Genomic DNA, 18082 nt, shown 5'->3' with positions numbered 1-18082 from the left:
GTATGCTGCTAAAGCACGGGTAGCTAGCCAATAATCGAAATAAAGTGCTGAACAATAACACCACAACACACGTAACAACCAGAATAATGGGGATTATCAGGATGAATATGAAGGGTAAAACGTTATTGGCAGGATGTATCGCCCTGTCATTAAGCCATATGGCATTCGCCGAGGACATTAAAGTCGCGGTTGTCGGCGCGATGTCCGGTCCGGTGGCGCAGTATGGCGACCAGGAATTTACCGGTGCGGAGCAGGCAATTGCCGATATCAATGCGAAAGGCGGTATTAAAGGCGATAAGCTCGTCGCGGTGAAATATGACGACGCCTGTGACCCGAAACAGGCGGTAGCGGTCGCTAACAAAGTGGTGAACGACGGCATCAGGTATGTTATCGGTCACTTATGCTCCTCTTCCACACAGCCAGCGTCTGATATCTACGAAGACGAAGGCATCCTGATGATAACCCCGGCGGCGACCGCGCCGGAGCTGACCGCGCGCGGCTATAACCTGATTTTGCGCACGACCGGCCTGGACTCTGACCAGGGGCCAACGGCGGCAAAGTATATTCTGGAGAAGGTAAAACCGCAGCGCATCGCGATTATCCACGATAAGCAGCAGTACGGCGAAGGGCTGGCGCGCGCGGTGCAGGACGGTCTGAAGAAAGGCGGCGTTAACGTCGTATTCTTTGACGGCATCACCGCTGGCGAAAAAGATTTCTCCACTCTGGTTGCGCGCCTGAAGAAAGAGAATATCGACTTTGTCTACTACGGCGGTTATCACCCGGAAATGGGGCAGATTTTGCGCCAGTCCCGCGCCGCAGGGCTGAAAACCCAGTTTATGGGGCCGGAAGGGGTGGCGAACGTCTCGCTGTCTAACATCGCCGGAGAGTCGGCGGAAGGCTTACTGGTCACCAAACCGAAGAACTACGATCAGGTCCCGGCGAACAAACCGATTGTGGATGCCATCAAAGCCAAGAAACAAGATCCTAGCGGCGCATTCGTGTGGACCACCTACGCCGCGCTGCAATCGTTGCAGGCGGGTCTGAACCAGTCTGACGATCCGGCGGAAATCGCCAAATACCTGAAAGGCGCCACGGTCGACACCGTAATGGGACCGCTGTCGTGGGATGAGAAGGGCGATCTGAAAGGATTTGAGTTCGGCGTGTTTGACTGGCATGCGAATGGTACGGCGACCGACGCGAAGTAATTGAGTGCCGGGTGGCGGCTTCGCCTTACCCGGCCTACATACCTGGAAAATTGCGAGGTGGTTTTTTATTTTTTGCTCCCGGCATGTAGGCCGGATAAGCGTCAGCGCCATCCGGCTTTTTTATCTTTTTTCCCAGCCATCCGCCTGGGCCGTAAACCCTAACGCCTGCATAAACGCGGCCATCACGCTACGGTCTTCAACACCGACATCTGCCATCCACCACGACGAGACGTTGGGATTATCGCGGATGACTTCTTCTACCAGGTATTGCCCGACGCCGCGACGACGGGTGATTTCACGCACGCGTAAGGAATCCAGCGCGCCCTGCGTTCCGCTCAGCGTCACTCTTACGGCGCCCAACAAACGCTCGTTAAACCGCGCGGCATAAATCCGGTGCGTTTCATCTACGCTTAATGAGGAGGCGGAATATTCCGGCCAGATTTTGCCCAGATCGATCTGATCCTGAGCGCTAAAGTGTTCTAAACGAAGAATGGTCAGCTTCATCGACGGCTTGTCCCGATTTCAAAAGATGCGATCAGTGTACCGAAACAGGCAGGCCAGATGCTTTCTCTTTTTTGTGTCATTTACCAGGTTATTAATTTTTTAACAACGATAATTACAGTTTGAAGCATTAGAGAATGGAAAACAGGCAGCATAATTCCCTGAATGCTAGTGAATTATTCCGCTTAATATGCCGTTATTTTATGCTGACAAGCGTGCTTTTTTTTGTTTATCTATAGCGAAAAGCAGAATATTATCTTTTCTTAATAGACTGAAAAATAGAGATTTTAATCTTATTATGCTTTAAATTCTGCGCTAACTCATTAATGAGTCAGTAAAAAGCGCACCATTTATAAAAAGTACAGTCTGCTTTTTAACCAGCAAAAAACAAAACATATAACATCACGAATGGGGATACAGGCACATGAAACGGAAAGCGAAAACAATAATCGCAGGGATTGTTGCATTAGCAGTCTCGCAGGGGGCAATGGCAGATGATATTAAAGTCGCCATAGTCGGGGCGATGTCCGGCCCGGTAGCGCAATGGGGCGATATGGAATTTAACGGCGCGCGCCAGGCCATTAAAGACATCAACGCTAAAGGCGGGATTAAAGGCGATAAGCTGGTCGGCGTAGAGTACGATGATGCCTGCGATCCAAAACAGGCGGTGGCGGTGGCCAACAAAATCGTTAACGACGGTATTCAATACGTTATTGGTCACTTGTGTTCTTCTTCTACTCAGCCAGCATCCGATATCTATGAAGATGAAGGTATTCTGATGATCTCCCCGGGGGCGACTAACCCGGAGCTGACCCAGCGCGGCTATCAGTACATTATGCGTACCGCCGGCCTGGACTCCTCCCAGGGGCCAACGGCCGCGAAATACATCCTGGAAACGGTGAAACCGCAGCGCATCGCTATCATTCACGATAAACAGCAATACGGCGAAGGACTGGCGCGCTCCGTGCAGGATGGCCTGAAGCAAGGCAATGCCAATATTGTCTTTTTTGATGGTATTACCGCCGGTGAAAAAGATTTCTCCGCCCTGATTGCTCGCTTGCAAAAAGAGAATATCGACTTTGTGTATTACGGCGGCTACTACCCGGAAATGGGGCAGATGCTGCGCCAGGCACGGGCTAATGGCCTGAAAACGCAATTTATGGGGCCGGAAGGCGTGGGTAACGCGTCGCTGTCCAATATTGCGGGCGGTGCGGCGGAAGGCATGTTGGTGACGATGCCAAAACGTTATGACCAGGACCCGGCGAATAAAGCGATTGTCGAGGCGCTGAAAGCCGACAAGAAAGATCCCAGCGGTCCGTACGTCTGGATCACCTACGCCGCCGTCCAGTCGCTGACGACCGCAATGACGCGTAGCGCCAGCCATGCTCCGCTGGATCTGGTGAAAGATCTTAAAGCGAACGGGGCTGATACCGTTATTGGGCCGCTGAAATGGGATGAAAAAGGCGATCTTAAGGGATTTGAATTTGGCGTCTTCCAGTGGCACGCCGACGGCTCGTCAACCGTCGCGAAGTAATGCCAGAAGATAAGTTATCCCACCGCCCGCACGCCGGGCGGGTTTAAAAAGGTTACCTTATGTCCGAGCAGTTTCTCTATTTCTTGCAGCAGATGTTTAACGGCGTCACGCTGGGGAGCACCTACGCGCTGATTGCTATCGGTTATACGATGGTGTACGGCATTATCGGCATGATCAACTTCGCTCATGGCGAGGTGTATATGATCGGCAGCTACGTCTCTTTTATGATCATCGCCGCGCTAATGATGATGGGAATAGACACCAGTTGGCTCCTGGTGGCCGCCGGATTTATCGGCGCGATTATTATTGCCAGCGCCTACGGCTGGAGTATTGAGCGAGTCGCTTACCGGCCCGTGCGCAACTCTAAGCGCCTGATCGCCCTGATTTCCGCCATCGGGATGTCCATCTTTCTGCAAAACTACGTCAGCCTGACGGAAGGTTCGCGCGACGTGGCGTTACCCAGCCTGTTTAACGGCCAGTGGATTGTGGGCAGCAGCGAAAACTTTTCCGCGTCCATCACCACCATGCAGGCGGTTATCTGGATAGTCACCTTTCTGGCTATGCTGGCGCTCACCATTTTCATTCGCTACTCCCGGATGGGCCGCGCCTGCCGCGCCTGCGCGGAGGATCTGAAAATGGCCAGCCTGCTCGGCATTAATACCGACCGCGTCATTGCGCTAACGTTTGTTATCGGCGCGGCAATGGCGGCGGTGGCGGGCGTGCTGCTCGGTCAGTTCTATGGCGTGATTAACCCCTACATCGGTTTTATGGCCGGGATGAAAGCGTTCACCGCGGCGGTGCTGGGCGGTATTGGCAGCATTCCGGGCGCGATGATCGGCGGTCTGATTTTGGGCGTCGCCGAAGCGCTCTCGTCTGCATATTTAAGTACCGAATATAAAGATGTCGTGTCGTTCGCTCTGCTGATTCTGGTACTGCTGGTGATGCCGACCGGTATCCTGGGGCGTCCGGAGGTAGAGAAAGTATGAAACCGATGCATATTGCGATGGCTCTGTTCTCTGCGGCGATGTTCTTCGTTCTGGCTGGCGTCTTCATGGGCGTACAACTGGAGCTGGACGGCACCAAACTGGTGGTGGATACCGCCGCCGACATCCGCTGGCAGTGGATCTTTATCGGTACGGCAGTGGTTTTTTTCTTTCAGTTGCTGCGTCCGATGTTCCAGAAAGCGGTGAAGCACGTCTCCGGACCGAAGTTTATTCTGCCGGCGATCGATGGCTCTACCGTTAAGCAAAAGCTGTTTCTGATGGCGCTGCTGGTTATCGCCGTGGCGTGGCCGTTTATGGTGTCGCGCGGTAGCGTCGATATCGCCACTATGACCATGATTTATATCATCCTCGGTCTGGGGCTGAACGTGGTGGTAGGGCTGTCCGGCCTGCTGGTATTGGGCTACGGCGGCTTTTACGCCATCGGCGCTTATACCTTTGCGCTGCTCAACCACTATTACGGTTTGGGTTTCTGGACCTGCCTGCCACTGGCGGGACTGGTCTCCGCCGCCGCCGGTTTCCTGCTCGGCTTCCCGGTACTGCGCCTGCGCGGCGACTATCTGGCGATTGTGACGCTCGGCTTCGGCGAAATCGTCCGTATCCTGTTGCTCAACAACACTGAAATTACCGGCGGCCCGAACGGCATCAGCCAGATCCCCAAACCGACGCTGTTTGGTCTGGAGTTTAGCCGCAACACCCGAGAAGGCGGCTGGGATACCTTCAGCAATTTCTTTGGCGTGAAGTACGACCCATCCGACCGGGTCATTTTCCTCTATCTGGTGGCCCTGTTGCTGGTGGTCCTGTCGCTGTTTGTCATTAACCGCCTGCTGCGTATGCCGCTGGGCCGGGCGTGGGAAGCGTTGCGTGAGGATGAGATCGCCTGTCGCTCATTAGGTTTAAGCCCGACGCGCATCAAGCTGACCGCTTTTACTATCAGCGCCGCGTTTGCCGGTTTCGCCGGGACGTTGTTTGCCGCCCGCCAGGGCTTTGTCAGCCCGGAATCCTTCACCTTCGCCGAATCCGCCTTCGTGCTGGCGATTGTGGTGCTGGGCGGAATGGGCTCGCAGTTTGCGGTGATCCTGGCGGCGGTTCTGCTGGTGGTGTCGCGCGAATTGATGCGCGACTTCAACGAATACAGCATGTTGATGCTCGGTGGTTTGATGGTGTTGATGATGATCTGGCGCCCGCAGGGATTGTTGCCGATGACGCGTCCGCAGTTGAAGCTGAAAAGTGGTCAGGCGAAAGGAGAGCAGGCATGAGTCAGCCATTATTAGCGGTTAACGGCCTGATGATGCGCTTTGGCGGTTTGCTGGCGGTCAACAATGTATCGCTGGAATTGCGTGAGCGGGAAATTGTGTCGCTGATTGGCCCTAACGGCGCGGGTAAAACGACGGTGTTTAACTGCCTGACCGGTTTTTATAAGCCGACAGGCGGTACGATCACGTTGCGCGAGCGGCATCTGGAAGGGTTGCCGGGCCAGCAGATCGCCCGCATGGGCGTGGTACGTACTTTCCAGCATGTTCGCCTGTTTCGCGAAATGACGGTGATTGAAAACCTGCTGGTGGCGCAGCACCAGCAACTGAAAACGGGCCTCTTTTCCGGCCTGTTGAAAACGCCCGCTTTCCGCCGCGCGCAAAGCGAAGCGCTGGACCGCGCGGCGACCTGGCTTGAGCGTATTGGCCTGCTGGAACATGCCAACCGCCAGGCCAGTAATCTGGCCTACGGCGACCAGCGCCGGCTGGAGATTGCCCGCTGCATGGTGACCCAGCCAGAAATCCTGATGCTCGACGAACCGGCCGCCGGCCTCAACCCGAAAGAGACCAAAGAGCTGGACGAGCTGATTGCCGAACTGCGTAATCATCACAACACCACCATTCTGCTGATTGAGCACGATATGAAGCTGGTGATGGGCATTTCCGATCGCATTTACGTGGTGAACCAGGGCACGCCGCTGGCGAACGGCACGCCGGAAGAGATCCGCAACAACCCGGACGTCATCCGCGCTTATCTGGGTGAGGCATAAGATGGAAAAAACGATGTTAACGTTTGAAAAAGTCAGCGCCCACTACGGCAAAATTCAGGCGCTGCACGACGTCAGTCTGCACATCAACCAGGGGGAAATCGTTACCCTGATTGGCGCTAACGGCGCGGGGAAAACGACGCTGCTTGGCACCTTGTGCGGCGATCCGCGCGCCTCCAGCGGACGGGTGGTGTTTGACGGTAAAGACATAACCGACTGGCAGACGGCGAAAATCATGCGTGAAGCGGTGGCGATAGTGCCGGAAGGGCGGCGCGTCTTCTCGCGGATGACGGTGGAAGAGAATCTGGCGATGGGCGGTTTTTTTGCCGAGCGCGATCGGTTTCAGGAGCGTATCAAATGGGTTTACGAGCTGTTTCCGCGCCTGCATGAACGCCGTATCCAGCGAGCGGGCACCATGTCCGGCGGCGAACAGCAAATGCTGGCGATTGGCCGCGCGCTGATGAGCCAGCCGAGGCTATTGCTGCTGGATGAACCGTCGCTGGGGCTGGCGCCGATCATCATCCAGCAGATCTTCGACACCATTGAGCAGTTGCGCGAGCAGGGTATGACCATCTTCCTTGTCGAGCAGAACGCCAACCAGGCTCTGAAGCTCGCCGACCGCGGTTATGTGCTGGAAAACGGCCACGTGGTGCTATCCGATACCGGTGATGCACTGCTGGCGAACGAAGCGGTGCGCAGCGCCTATCTGGGCGGTTAGACTGTGCCAGGGGGGAAGCGCGTGCGCCGCCCCCGGTAACGGCAAGCGGTAAAATTTTTCAAAAGAGCCTGATGGCTCTTTTTTTGTACATGTTTGTTGTACAATAAACATGTACAACTGGGGAGGTGTTTATGCGTACGGTTAACTATAGCGAAGCGCGGCAAAATCTGGCCGAAGTCCTGGAAAGTGCGGTGACGGGGGGCCCTGTCACCATCACGCGTCGTGGGCATAAGTCCGCAGTGATCATCAGCGCCGAGGAGTTTGAGCGTTATCAGACGGCGCGAATGGATGATGAGTTTGCTGCCATTATGGCGGTTCATGGCAATGAGCTCAGGGAGCTGGCGGATAAATGACCCTACAACTTATCTCAGCGGAAGAGATAATTCAGTTTCACGACAGGCTTCTCCGCGTTACGCCTGGTGTAACAGGCATGTCTGATCCTGGGCGCGCGGAAGCGCTAATGTACCGGGTACTCAATCAAATAGAATATGAAGGGGTGACCGACGTGTGGCTGCTGGCGGCAATGCATTTGCTCGCTATATCCCGTGGGCATATCTTCAATGATGGTAACAAACGTACCGCCTTATTTATTACGCTGCTGTTTTTAAAGCGTAACGGGATCTCACTCGCTGCGAATCCGGATTTTGTCGATATGACAGTCGATGCGGCGGCAGGGCGGCTTACGCTGGAGCAAATTGCCGTTCGCTTACGTGCCTGAGACGTTAATCCCGGCGACGCTCCGCCTGGTTGGGTTACGGCATGTGCGCCGCCCCCGAGAATAATGTCGTACCTATCCGTGCCGTAGCTCCCACTTTTCTTTTCCGGCGCTTTCACTGCCTTGCCATCTCTCTGTCGCCTTACTATCTTTTTTTTGTAATAAAAAAGTTATTTTTCTGTCATTCGAGCATGTCATGTTACCCCCGCGAACATAAAACGCGTGATATCGCGCATCCCGGCACAAAAAGAGAGATAACCGATGATATCGTTACGACATACAGCTTTAGGACTGGCGCTGAGTCTGGCATTTACGGGTCAGGCGTTGGCCGTCACCACTATTCCATTCTGGCATTCAATGGAAGGGGAGTTAGGCAAAGAAGTTGATTCACTGGCGCAACGTTTCAACCAGGCTAATCCGGATTACAAAATCGTTCCGGTCTATAAGGGGAACTATGAACAGAACCTGAGCGCCGGGATCGCGGCATTCCGTACCGGCAACGCGCCGGCAATATTGCAGGTTTATGAGGTTGGGACGGCGACCATGATGGCCTCGAAAGCCATTAAGCCGGTTTATGAAGTGTTTAAAGACGCCGGTATTAACTTTGACGAGTCCCAGTTTGTACCAACCGTTGCAGGCTACTACACCGATGCTAAAAGCGGGCATCTGCTCTCCCAGCCCTTTAACAGCTCCACGCCGGTGCTGTACTACAACAAAGACGCCTTTAAGAAAGCCGGTTTAGATCCGGAACAGCCGCCGAAAACCTGGCAGGAGCTGGCTGACTATACCGCGAAACTGAGAGCGGCAGGCATGAAATGCGGTTACGCCAGCGGCTGGCAAGGCTGGATCCAACTGGAAAACTTCAGCGCCTGGAACGGTCTCCCCTTCGCCAGTAAAAACAATGGTTTTGACGGTACAGATGCGGTGCTGGAATTTAATAAGCCAGAGCAGGTGAAACATATCGCGCTGCTGGAAGAGATGAATAAAAAAGGCGATTTTAGCTATGTTGGGCGTAAGGACGAGTCTACCGAGAAGTTTTATAACGGTGACTGCGCGATGACAACCGCGTCCTCCGGCTCGCTCGCCAATATCCGCCAGTATGCCAAATTTAACTATGGCGTGGGTATGATGCCGTACGACGCTGATATCAAGGGCGCGCCGCAAAACGCCATTATCGGCGGAGCCAGCCTATGGGTCATGCAGGGTAAAGATAAAGAAACCTATACCGGCGTCGCCAAATTCCTCGACTTCCTGGCAAAGCCGGAAAACGCTGCTGAATGGCATCAAAAAACCGGCTACCTGCCGATTACCACCGCCGCCTACGAGCTGACCCGCGAGCAGGGTTATTACGATAAAAACCCCGGTGCGGATATCGCCACTCGCCAGATGTTGAATAAGCCGCCGTTACCCTTCACCAAAGGCTTGCGTCTGGGCAATATGCCGCAGATTCGTACCATCGTGGACGAAGAGCTGGAAAGCGTCTGGACCGGAAAGAAAACCCCACAACAGGCGTTGGATACCGCAGTGGATCGCGGGAATCAGTTGCTGCGTCGTTTTGAGAAAGCGAGCAAATCTTAAGTGTATAAGTGCCTGATGGCGCTGCGCTTATCAGGCCTACAGCGTTTGTAGGCCGGATAAGGTGCTTGCACCGCCATCCGGCACCTTCCAGGAAAAGAACCTTCATGTCATCATTCCGTCCGGTGTTCCGCTCGCGCTGGCTGCCGTATTTACTGGTTGCCCCGCAGTTGGTTATCACCGTTATTTTCTTTATCTGGCCTGCGGGCGAAGCGCTGTGGTATTCGCTGCAAAGCGTCGATCCGTTTGGTTTTTCCAGCCAATTTGTCGGGCTGGAGAATTTTGTCGCGCTTTTTCACGACAGTTATTATCTCGACGCCTTCTGGACGACGATTAAATTCAGCGCGCTGGTCACGTTTAGCGGCCTGCTGGTCTCGCTGTTTTTCGCCGCCCTGGTGGATTACGTGGTGCGCGGCAGCCGTTTTTATCAGACGCTGATGCTGCTGCCTTATGCCGTCGCGCCCGCCGTCGCCGCCGTATTGTGGATTTTCCTGTTTAACCCGGGGCGGGGATTAATCACCCATTTCCTCGGCGAATTCGGCTATGACTGGAACCACGCGCAACACAGCGGTCAGGCGATGTTCCTGGTGGTATTTGCGTCAGTCTGGAAGCAGATTAGTTACAACTTTTTATTCTTCTTTGCCGCGCTGCAATCCATTCCCCGCTCGCTGGTGGAAGCGGCGGCCATTGACGGCGCCGGGCCGATTCGTCGTTTCTTCCGGCTTTCTTTGCCGCTTATTGCGCCGGTCAGTTTCTTCCTGCTGGTGGTCAACCTGGTGTATGCCTTTTTCGACACCTTCCCGGTGATCGACGCCGCGACCGCCGGCGGGCCGGTACAAGCCACCACGACGCTGATTTATAAGATCTATCGCGAAGGGTTTACCGGCCTGGATCTCTCGGCGTCCGCCGCGCAGTCGGTGGTGTTGATGTTCCTCGTCATCATTCTGACGGTGGTGCAGTTCCGCTATGTGGAAAGTAAGGTGCGTTACCAATGATAGAGAATCGTCGCGGGCTGACAATATTCAGCCATACCATGCTGATTCTGGGGATCGCGGTCATTTTGTTTCCGCTGTATGTCGCGTTTGTCGCGGCGACGCTGGACGACCGCGCGGTGTTTGAGACGCCGATGACGCTGCTTCCCGGCACGCAGTTACTGGAGAATATCAAAACTATTTGGGTCAACGGCGTCGGTGTTAATAGCGCGCCATTCTGGCTGATGATGCTTAACAGTTTCATTATGGCGTTCAGCATTACGGTAGGCAAAATCACGGTATCTATGCTTTCCGCATTCGCCATCGTCTGGTTTCGTTTTCCCCTGCGTAACCTGTTCTTCTGGATGATTTTTATCACCCTGATGCTGCCGGTTGAAGTGCGTATCTTCCCGACGGTGGAAGTGATCGCCAACCTGAAAATGCTCGACAGCTATGCCGGTCTGACGCTACCGCTGATGGCGTCCGCTACCGCCACTTTCCTGTTTCGTCAGTTCTTTATGACGCTTCCGGATGAACTGGTGGAGGCGGCCCGTATTGACGGCGCGTCGCCGATGCGCTTTTTCCGCGACATCGTGTTGCCGCTGTCAAAAACCAACCTGGCGGCGTTATTCGTCATCACCTTTATCTACGGCTGGAACCAGTATCTGTGGCCGCTGTTGATTATCACCGACGTGAATCTTGGCACTGCCGTAGCGGGTATCAAAGGGATGATCGCCACTGGCGAAGGTACCACGCAATGGAACCAGGTGATGGCGGCGATGCTGCTGACCCTTATTCCCCCGGTTGTCATCGTTTTAGCCATGCAGCGCGCGTTTGTGCGTGGCCTGGTCGATAGTGAGAAATAAAATGGCTGGTTTAAAACTACAGGCAGTAACCAAAAGCTGGGACGGCAAAACCCAGGTCATTCAACCGCTGACGTTGGACGTGGCGGATGGCGAATTTATTGTGATGGTCGGGCCATCCGGCTGTGGCAAATCAACGTTGTTGCGGATGGTGGCCGGTCTGGAACGCGTGACCAGCGGCGATATCTGGATTGATCGCAAACGGGTCACCGAGATGGAGCCCAAAGATCGCGGCATCGCGATGGTATTTCAGAACTATGCTCTCTATCCCCATATGAGCGTAGAGGAGAACATGGCGTGGGGGCTGAAAATTCGCGGTATGAGCAAAGCGCATATTGAAGAACGCGTGCGGGAGGCGGCGCGCATTCTGGAGCTGGACGGCCTGCTTAAACGCCGTCCACGCGAGCTTTCCGGCGGTCAGCGGCAGCGCGTGGCAATGGGGCGCGCGATCGTCCGCGAGCCGGCAGTCTTCTTATTCGACGAACCGCTCTCTAACCTCGACGCCAAGCTGCGCGTGCAGATGCGTCTGGAGTTACAACATCTGCATCGTCGTCTTCGTACCACCTCGCTCTATGTTACTCACGATCAGGTAGAGGCGATGACGCTGGCCCAGCGGGTGATGGTGATGAATAAAGGCGTCGCAGAACAGATTGGCACGCCGGTAGAGGTATATGAAAAACCGGCCAGTCGCTTCGTGGCGAGCTTTATCGGCAGCCCGGCGATGAACCTGTTGGATGGCGTTATCAGCGCTTCCGGCGACCGTTTCGAATTGCCTGGCGGTCTGGCGTTGCCGATTGGTGCGGGCTATCGGGGTCATGCCGGACGTAACATGACGCTGGGTATCCGACCGGAGCATATTGCGTTAAGCTCGCAGGCGGAAGGCGGCGTGCCGCTAACGGTAGATACGCTGGAGATTCTGGGCGCGGATAATCTGGCGCATGGGCGCTGGGGCGATCAGAAACTGGTGGTGCGGTTGGCGCATCAGCAGCGCCCGGCGGCGGGCAGTACGCTATGGCTGCATCTGCCGGAACATCAGCGACATCTTTTTGATGGCGAAACAGGACAACGTGTATGAGTAACTGGCCTTATCCCCACATTGTCGCCCATCGCGGCGGCGGTAAACTGGCGCCGGAAAACACTCTGGCGGCGATTGACGTGGGCGCGCGATACGGGCACACCATGATTGAGTTTGATGCCAAGCTGTCGAAAGACGGCGAAATTTTCCTGCTGCATGACGATAACCTGGAGCGCACCAGCAACGGTTGGGGCGTGGCGGGCGAGTTGAACTGGCAGGATTTATTGCGTGTGGACGCTGGCGGTTGGTTTAGCGGCGAATTTAAAGGCGAGCCGCTGCCGTTGCTCTCGCAGGTGGCGGAGCGCTGCCGTAAACACGGCATGATGGCGAATATTGAGATCAAACCGACAACGGGGAGCGAAAGGCTAACAGGACGCGTCGTGGCGTTGGCCGCCCGCGAACTGTGGGCCGGGATGACGCCGCCGCTGCTCTCTTCCTTTGAGATAGAGGCGCTGGAGGCGGCGCAGGCGGCAGCACCTGAACTGCCGCGCGGGTTATTGCTGGATAAATGGCGTGAAGACTGGCGTGAACTGACGACCCGTCTGGGCTGTGTTTCCCTCCATCTCAACCATAAATTACTCGATGAGACGCGAGTGCAAGAGATTAAGGCCGCGGGTCTGCGGATTCTGGTGTATACCGTCAATCAGCCCCAGCGGGCGGCAGAGCTGCTGCGCTGGGGCGTGGATTGTATCTGCACCGATCGCATTGATGACATCGGCCCTCACTTTCAGTTTTAAGGGCTGTCAGTTTTAAGGGCTGATGGTTTTCAGCGGGATGTCAGGCTGCGGCGTCCCGCTGCCCTGCTGCAACATTGGCTGGGAATGGTTTAGCATCCGGTCCGGATTTCCGCTGCCGCTGAGCATTCCGCCCTGCGTATTGGGCAGCGTTTGCTGGCCGAGCATACCGTTGCCCGGCTGTCCCTGCTGAACCCGCTGCGTATTGGCATTCAACTGCGACTGTAGATTTTGCTGCTGGCTGCGCGCCTGCGTTTGCATCTGTTGTTTCAACATACCCTGCTGCTGAATCTGCTGCGTTTGCATCTGCGTCTGCATACGCTGTTGGCTGGGAATCTTATAACCTGGCTGATTAGGATTATTCATAGTGTTAATTGGCTGGGCCAATACAGCAAAGGGTAACAAAGCCGTAATAAGTAGTAAGCGTTTCATTGTCGTCTCCTCCCGATGAGGCCTCTTTTTAAGTGTACCTCTATTTCGCCATGATGATGATTTTTTAAGCGTTGTGGACCAGGATTAAACGGGACATACACCCATTTATCTGGAGAAAAACAACGATGAAACCAACGTTTATGCGCTGGGTGGCGATCGCCGCTCTGCTGGCCGGGGGGACGTTTAGCGCGGTGGCCAATCCTCCCGTCGCGCCGCCAGTCTCCTATGGTGTTGAAGAAGATGTCTTTCATCCTGTGCGGGCGACGCAAGGGATGGTGGCCTCGGTGGATGCAATGGCGACGCAGGTTGGCGTGGATATCTTAAAGCAGGGCGGTAATGCCGTGGATGCCGCCGTCGCCGTGGGCTATGCGCTGGCTGTCACGCATCCGCAAGCCGGAAATCTGGGCGGCGGGGGATTTATGCTGCTGCGCACTAAAGATGGCGCTACCACGGCGATCGATTTTCGTGAAATGGCGCCTGCTGGCGCGACCCGTGATATGTTCCTCGACGAGCAGGGTAACGCCGATGCGAAAAAGTCGCTGACGTCGCATCTGGCATCCGGTACGCCGGGTACCGTGGCGGGGTTCTCGCTGGCGCTGGAGAAATACGGCACGATGCCGCTGAATAAAGTGGTGCGTCCGGCGATGAAGTTGGCGGAAGAGGGTTTTGTGGTTAACGATGCGCTGGCCGACGACTTAAAAACTTACGGCAGCGAAGTGATCCCCAACCATGAGAACAGCAAAGCCATTTTCTGGAAAGACGGCGAGCCGCTGAAAAAAGGCGATAAGCTGGTCCAGAAGAATCTGGCGAAAAGCCTGGAAATGATTGCCGAAAACGGCCCGGATGCGTTTTATAAAGGGGCGATTGCCGACCAGATTGCCGGGGAAATGCACAAGAACGGCGGTCTGATGACCAAAGAGGATTTAGCCAGCTATAAAGCCGTTGAGCGTACGCCAATCAGCGGTGACTATCGCGGGTATCAGGTCTTCTCCATGCCGCCGCCATCCTCGGGCGGTATTCACATCGTACAGATCCTTAATATTCTTGAAAACTTCGACATGAAGAAGTACGGCTTTGGCAGCGCCGATGCCATGCAAATCATGGCGGAAGCGGAAAAATACGCCTACGCTGACCGCTCAGAGTATCTGGGCGATCCGGACTTTGTGAAAGTGCCGTGGCAGGCGCTGACCCACAAAGCCTATGCGAAAACGCTGGCCGATCAAATTGATATCAACAAGGCCAAACCTTCCAGCCAGATAAAACCGGGCAAGCTCGCCCCGTATGAAAGCAACCAGACCACCCACTTCTCGGTGGTGGATAAAGACGGCAATGCTGTGGCGGTGACCTATACCCTGAACACCACCTTCGGCACAGGAATTGTGGCGGGAAATACCGGTATTCTGCTGAATAATCAAATGGATGATTTTTCTGCTAAACCCGGTGTACCTAATGTTTATGGCCTGGTGGGCGGCGATGCTAACGCGGTCGAACCAAAAAAACGTCCGCTGTCGTCGATGTCGCCCACTATCGTCGTTAAAGAGGGCAAAACCTGGCTGGTGACCGGCAGTCCTGGCGGGAGTCGAATCATCACTACTGTGCTGCAAATGGTAGTGAACAGCATTGATTTTGGCATGAACGTCGCCGAAGCGACCAACGCGCCGCGTTTCCATCATCAATGGTTGCCGGACGAACTGCGGGTAGAAAAGGGCTTCAGCCCCGATACGCTGAAGTTGCTGGAACAGAAAGGGCAGAAAGTCGCGCTGAAAGAAGCGATGGGCAGCACCCAAAGTATTATGGTTGGACCGGATGGCGAACTGTACGGTGCGTCTGACCCGCGTTCCGTGGATGATTTAACGGCGGGATACTGATTTTTAATTCCAGGCCCGGTGTCAGACACCGGGCTATTTGCAGATTATGCCGTGAGTAATCGGGCTGGATTATCAATACAAAGCTTGCGCAGAGTATCGTTGTCTACTCCGCGAGCAGCCAGATAGGCGAGGAAGACATTCGGGACAAACCCCCAGCCATTTCCGCCATTTTTCGCCCACATCTGTTTGAGAAAAACATCATGGCTTAAAACGATTTGGTCGGCGTAACCCAGTGCAATCAGATTCGCTACTGCATCTGCGGTCTCCTGAACGCCCGGCGCGACACCTTCTTTTGGGAAGGTGATGTCCAGACCAATCATGTCAAATTCAAGCCATACGCCACGGTCGAGCATTTTACGTTGATAGACGACATCTTTTCCTGAAGGGTCCGAATGCGCCAGCGAGACTTTTGCCGGAGAGACGTTCATTTCTTCCAGCACGATATCCAGCACCTCATCACCCAGTCGCAGCCACCCTGGCATATGGATATTCATCGCCGTGTGGGGGTTGTTACATTGTGCCAGAGACGCTGCCCGCAGGCTGTTACGCTCCGCTTGGGTAAACGCGGGAGATACGCCGATTTCACCGATCATGCCAGCGCGAATATCCGTCTCGCCAATACCCTGATTCAGTTCTTTATCAATGAGTGAGGCTAACAGCTCAACAGGTTTATGGATCCGGGTACTTTCAAATTTCTCCAGATAAGGTCCGGATGACGCAACGATATTCAAACCCGTTTTTAAGGCAACTTCTCGTAGCGCTGAGGCGTCCCGTCCAATGGATTCTGAACCGGTGGCGTCGACAATCGTCCTGCCGCCCAAAGACATAAAGTTATTGATTTCGAAGATAACATCATCAATCTCTTTGCGGTCCATGTTATCGGCGCAGCAGTATGGGTCGTGTTTCAGCCCCCACTGCAGGTCAGCACTGACTTTCTTTCCCACCAGTTGCTGTGAAAAAGCATAATGTGGCTCGTCTACGACCGAAGACAGATCGTTAAACAGATGTTCATGCGGTAGCGTCAGCCCCATATCCGTATGCGCCACCGGGCCTGTTACGGTTTGCAGGAAACCTTTCATTCTGACACCTCCATTCTTTGCGCCATTTTGGATGCTCTGTATTCAGGGATGGTGGTCACAATCGCACCGACTAACGCGAACAGCGTACCGATGATGGTGACCAGGTAGACCGTATTGCCTAATGAAGGGATCAATTCATCAATTAGCACTGAGCCAAGCAGTTGGCCTGCTGTTGACGCTACGCCCAGCATCAATAGCCCTAAGCCTCTCACCAGAATCGCCATTAGCCCGATGGACAGCAGACCCAGCGGACCACCGAGATACATCCACCATGTATCGGGTAACTGGATGGTGACATGGCCTAATGCGATACGTATCGCCAGCGCCGCGCCCAGGACACAAAAGCCGACGATGAAGTTCCATGTAATGGACACCAGCATGGAGCCCGTTGCCTCGGCGACTTTCGCATTTCCCGCAGGCTGCCAGCCAGCGAGTAACCCTGCCAAAAAGGGGAGGATAGCGAGCAGGATAAACGAGGTTGAGTGCCACTGTGGCGACACGACAAAAATGGTGGCGATAACGGCGAACAATGCGCCAGTAATGCGCCATGGCGTAAAATATTTCTTCTCCTCCACGCCGATGCCAAAACGGTCGCACAGCAGGCCGGAAAGAAGCAGAGCGGAAATTAATGCCGTTTGAAAGGTGGCAACGCCCAGCGCGCTGGCAGATGCGCCTTCAGAAAATACGACCATCGCCCCGCATAATCCTGCAAACCAATTCCATAGCGGGATTTTTCTCTTTTTAATCAGCGTAGGGATTGAGGCGAATTGCTGGCGTGTTTCTTTGCGCGCAATAATAATAAAAAACATGACGACCAGACCGCTGGCAAACGAGATTACTGCGCAAGCATTACCGTCTTGTAACCAATGTCCTAACTGCCCATTAACGGCAGACTGCATCGGGGAAAGCATACCGGCTAAGATGGTGGCAAGCATCAGTAAGGGGGTTGAGTACTTATTCTTGTTCATACATCAATCCTTATATTTTATAAAAGGAGTAACTTTCGTTACTCCATTGTTTTTTATTTTCTGGCGATGAATTGAAGCGTGTTGACCCACAGGTCGGTATAAAATGGCCATGACATAAACTGCTGGGTTCCCCAGTGTGGGGAGCAGTCACTCATAAAGCAGGCGGTTTTACCCTGTTGGTATTCACCGAACACTAACAATGGGTCATTATTTATTGTTAATACGACATCGGCATCGTCTCTGGCGACGGCCTGGTTATATCCAAGAAATACCGGATAATCTGAGAACCCGTTAACAACAGGATGTTCAGGTGAGACAGCCTCAGCACAGATACCCTCGGGCTTTTCTACCCGGTCATCGCCATCAAGCATAATAACTGGCAGAACCTCAGCAAGAACGGTGTTCTTATAATTGGCTTTTGCCTCAATACCCATAAATGACAGATAACCGCCAATCATGAGTAGTCCACCGCCATTTTTGACGTACTCTTTAATGGACTCCAGAGCGTTTGGTTTTATTTTTAGCTGATAAAATGTCTCGTTTTGCAACAGGAAGGTATTACTACCAATGTCGCTAATAACAATCACATCGTAACGATTTAATTCGTCAATACTCTCTGGAAAGGCAATTTGTACCGTGTGGGCAGGCATGTAATCAATATCAACGCCGCCTTTCCTCAAGCATTCCAGTAACCATGTAGCGCCTTCTTCATATTTACTGGAGGTGAAACTGTCATAACCTTTTGAATGAATCATATGAATATGCCAGGATTCTCCAATAAAGAGCACCTTTAGTTTTTTCTGCGTATTGTTCATAGTCTGCT

19 protein-coding genes and 1 pseudogene are annotated in these 18082 nt (G+C 54.0%); 14 read left to right on the top strand and 6 right to left on the bottom strand.

Annotated features, from left to right (window positions below):
- Positions 1 to 101: 101 nt before the first annotated feature.
- The gene (livJ, locus tag ABVN36_RS17370) at positions 102 to 1205 is read left to right on the top strand and encodes a branched chain amino acid ABC transporter substrate-binding protein LivJ (RefSeq protein WP_001747710.1); all 1104 of its coding nucleotides are present in this window, start codon (positions 102 to 104) and stop codon (positions 1203 to 1205) included.
- A gap of 41 nt (positions 1206 to 1246) precedes the next feature.
- Here livJ and ABVN36_RS17365 read toward each other — a convergent pair.
- Positions 1247 to 1341, bottom strand: a pseudogene (locus tag ABVN36_RS17365) (hypothetical protein); the annotation flags it as partial.
- Complete coding sequence (panM, locus tag ABVN36_RS17360; RefSeq protein WP_000778872.1) at positions 1326 to 1709, bottom strand: aspartate 1-decarboxylase autocleavage activator PanM; 384 nt, start codon at positions 1707 to 1709, stop codon at positions 1326 to 1328. The gene panM and the pseudogene ABVN36_RS17365, both read right to left, overlap by 16 nt.
- 421 nt (positions 1710 to 2130) lie before the next feature.
- Here panM and livK point away from each other — a divergent pair, with 421 nt between their 5' ends.
- The 12 genes from livK to ugpQ all read left to right on the top strand — a co-directional run bounded on the left by livK (position 2131) and on the right by ugpQ (position 12915).
- On the top strand, positions 2131 to 3240 hold the full coding sequence (livK, locus tag ABVN36_RS17355) for a high-affinity branched-chain amino acid ABC transporter substrate-binding protein LivK (RefSeq protein WP_000822977.1): 1110 nt from the start codon (positions 2131 to 2133) through the stop codon (positions 3238 to 3240).
- A gap of 59 nt (positions 3241 to 3299) precedes the next feature.
- Positions 3300 to 4226 carry a high-affinity branched-chain amino acid ABC transporter permease LivH gene (gene livH, locus ABVN36_RS17350; protein ID WP_000003007.1) on the top strand — a complete coding sequence of 309 codons (927 nt, stop codon included), beginning with the start codon at positions 3300 to 3302 and terminating at the stop codon, positions 4224 to 4226.
- Complete coding sequence (gene livM, locus ABVN36_RS17345; protein ID WP_000803764.1) at positions 4223 to 5500, top strand: branched chain amino acid ABC transporter permease LivM; 1278 nt, start codon at positions 4223 to 4225, stop codon at positions 5498 to 5500. The genes livH and livM overlap by 4 nt, the downstream gene beginning before the upstream one ends.
- Positions 5497 to 6264 carry a high-affinity branched-chain amino acid ABC transporter ATP-binding protein LivG gene (gene livG / locus ABVN36_RS17340; protein WP_000082083.1) on the top strand — a complete coding sequence of 256 codons (768 nt, stop codon included), beginning with the start codon at positions 5497 to 5499 and terminating at the stop codon, positions 6262 to 6264. Before livM ends, livG begins: the two co-directional genes overlap by 4 nt.
- Position 6265: 1 nt before the next feature.
- A complete protein-coding gene (gene livF / locus ABVN36_RS17335) occupies positions 6266 to 6979 on the top strand; it encodes a high-affinity branched-chain amino acid ABC transporter ATP-binding protein LivF (RefSeq protein ID WP_000416114.1) in 714 nt (237 codons plus the stop codon).
- Positions 6980 to 7110: 131 nt separating this feature from the next.
- A complete protein-coding gene (locus ABVN36_RS17330; RefSeq protein ID WP_001520924.1) occupies positions 7111 to 7332 on the top strand; it encodes a type II toxin-antitoxin system Phd/YefM family antitoxin in 222 nt (73 codons plus the stop codon).
- The gene (locus ABVN36_RS17325; RefSeq protein ID WP_023138592.1) at positions 7329 to 7697 is read left to right on the top strand and encodes a type II toxin-antitoxin system death-on-curing family toxin; all 369 of its coding nucleotides are present in this window, start codon (positions 7329 to 7331) and stop codon (positions 7695 to 7697) included. Before ABVN36_RS17330 ends, ABVN36_RS17325 begins: the two co-directional genes overlap by 4 nt.
- A gap of 258 nt (positions 7698 to 7955) precedes the next feature.
- A complete protein-coding gene (ugpB, locus tag ABVN36_RS17320; RefSeq protein ID WP_000624747.1) occupies positions 7956 to 9272 on the top strand; it encodes a sn-glycerol-3-phosphate ABC transporter substrate-binding protein UgpB in 1317 nt (438 codons plus the stop codon).
- 104 nt (positions 9273 to 9376) lie between these two features.
- On the top strand, positions 9377 to 10264 hold the full coding sequence (gene ugpA / locus ABVN36_RS17315) for a sn-glycerol-3-phosphate ABC transporter permease UgpA (RefSeq protein ID WP_023138593.1): 888 nt from the start codon (positions 9377 to 9379) through the stop codon (positions 10262 to 10264).
- The gene (gene ugpE, locus ABVN36_RS17310; RefSeq protein ID WP_000572196.1) at positions 10261 to 11106 is read left to right on the top strand and encodes a sn-glycerol-3-phosphate ABC transporter permease UgpE; all 846 of its coding nucleotides are present in this window, start codon (positions 10261 to 10263) and stop codon (positions 11104 to 11106) included. Before ugpA ends, ugpE begins: the two co-directional genes overlap by 4 nt.
- Position 11107: 1 nt before the next feature.
- Positions 11108 to 12178, top strand: a complete 1071-nt coding sequence (locus tag ABVN36_RS17305) for a sn-glycerol-3-phosphate import ATP-binding protein UgpC (protein WP_001646570.1) — start codon at positions 11108 to 11110, stop codon at positions 12176 to 12178.
- Positions 12175 to 12915, top strand: coding sequence for a glycerophosphodiester phosphodiesterase (gene ugpQ / locus ABVN36_RS17300; RefSeq protein WP_000073542.1), 741 nt, complete (start codon positions 12175 to 12177; stop codon positions 12913 to 12915). Before ABVN36_RS17305 ends, ugpQ begins: the two co-directional genes overlap by 4 nt.
- A 12-nt stretch (positions 12916 to 12927) precedes the next feature.
- Here ugpQ and ABVN36_RS17295 read toward each other — a convergent pair whose 3' ends face one another.
- Entirely contained in the window at positions 12928 to 13344 is a 417-nt protein-coding gene (locus tag ABVN36_RS17295) for a DUF2756 family protein (RefSeq protein ID WP_000826035.1), read from the bottom strand.
- A 125-nt stretch (positions 13345 to 13469) separates the two neighbouring features.
- On the opposite strand from ABVN36_RS17295, the gene ggt reads away from it, so the two are divergent.
- Positions 13470 to 15212: a gamma-glutamyltransferase gene (gene ggt, locus ABVN36_RS17290; protein ID WP_023138594.1), complete on the top strand. Its 1743-nt coding sequence runs from the start codon at positions 13470 to 13472 to the stop codon at positions 15210 to 15212.
- 44 nt (positions 15213 to 15256) lie between these two features.
- Here ggt and ABVN36_RS17285 read toward each other — a convergent pair whose 3' ends face one another.
- The 3 genes from ABVN36_RS17285 to ABVN36_RS17275 are packed head-to-tail and all read right to left on the bottom strand — an operon-like array spanning position 15257 to position 18074.
- A complete protein-coding gene (locus ABVN36_RS17285) occupies positions 15257 to 16291 on the bottom strand; it encodes a phosphotriesterase (protein WP_000675710.1) in 1035 nt (344 codons plus the stop codon).
- Positions 16288 to 17259, bottom strand: a complete 972-nt coding sequence (locus tag ABVN36_RS17280; protein WP_001038949.1) for a DMT family transporter — start codon at positions 17257 to 17259, stop codon at positions 16288 to 16290. Before ABVN36_RS17280 ends, ABVN36_RS17285 begins: the two co-directional genes overlap by 4 nt.
- Positions 17260 to 17312: 53 nt before the next feature.
- Positions 17313 to 18074 carry a glutamine amidotransferase gene (locus ABVN36_RS17275; RefSeq protein WP_001066509.1) on the bottom strand — a complete coding sequence of 254 codons (762 nt, stop codon included), beginning with the start codon at positions 18072 to 18074 and terminating at the stop codon, positions 17313 to 17315.
- Positions 18075 to 18082 lie beyond the last annotated feature (8 nt).

The sequence above is a fragment of the Salmonella sp. SJTUF15581 genome, from assembly GCF_043356775.1.
Lineage (GTDB): Bacteria > Pseudomonadota > Gammaproteobacteria > Enterobacterales > Enterobacteriaceae > Salmonella > Salmonella enterica.
The sequence above is the reverse complement of the archived record's forward strand: the minus strand, read 5'-3'. Positions and strand labels throughout refer to the sequence as shown.